The organism is Streptomyces blattellae, from assembly GCF_009709555.1.
Lineage (GTDB): Bacteria > Actinomycetota > Actinomycetes > Streptomycetales > Streptomycetaceae > Streptomyces > Streptomyces blattellae.
This window is the reverse complement of the sequence record NZ_WJBG01000028.1, coordinates 1-844: the sequence shown is the minus strand read 5'-3', so window position 1 is coordinate 844 and position 844 is coordinate 1. Positions and strand designations below refer to the sequence as shown.

The 844-nt window shown below is 70.1% G+C and carries 1 protein-coding gene; it reads left to right on the top strand.

Translation table 11 applies throughout. The features are described 5' to 3' along the window. Positions 1–60: 60 nt before the first annotated feature. On the top strand, positions 61–693 hold the full coding sequence (locus GFH49_RS00855) for a DUF3050 domain-containing protein (protein WP_268867457.1): 633 nt from the start codon (positions 61–63) through the stop codon (positions 691–693). Positions 694–844: the final 151 nt, after the last annotated feature.

The window sequence follows — 844 nt, the reverse complement described above, 5'->3', positions numbered from 1 at the left end:
ACCTCTTCGGCGTACCCACCGACCTGCGACTTTGCTGAGAAATTCGACCTTGCGTCAGCCCTGTTCGCGGTATGGGACTTCATGTCCCTGCTCAAGTCCCTGCAACGGGAGCTCACCTGCGTCGACGTCCCCTGGGTGCCGCGCGGCACGACGGTGAGCCGGCGACTCATCAACGACATCGTGCTCGTCGAGGAGAGCGACGAGCTGAACGGCGGCTTCACCAGCCACTTCGAGCTCTACCGCGCCGCCATGGACGAGGCGGCGGCCGACACGACCCGCATCGACACCTTCCTCGCCCTGCTCACGGAGGGCCACGGCGTGCCGGCGGCCCTGCGCGGCGCCCAGGTCCCGGCACCCGCCGACGAGTTCGTGCGCACGACCTTCGGCATCATCGAGGACCGCCCGCTGCACTGCCGGGCCGCCGCCTTCGCGTTCTCCCGCGAGGACCTGATCCCCGACATGTTCGACCAGGTCATCAAGAAGGAGGGCACCGAACGCTTCCCCCTCTTCTGCGACTACCTCGCCCGCCACATCGAGGTCGACGGCGAGGAACACACCCCGATGGCCATGCAGATGGTGGCCGACCTCTGCGGCACGGACGACACCCGCTGGCAGGAGGCCACCGATACGGCGACCCTCGCGCTGGAGGCGAGGTCGCGGCTGTGGGACGGGATCACGGAGGCGATGGGGTGAGACGTACGGCGATCCGGGGGCGGGGCTGGGAGGGGCCGTCGGCCGGCCTGATCACCGACGAGCAGGGCCGCTCCGGTCGGCGGGATGAGCGGGGTGAGCCGTCGGCTCGTGTGGTCCGTGGTGGTGGGGGCCGCCGTCGTCGGGGTCGCCG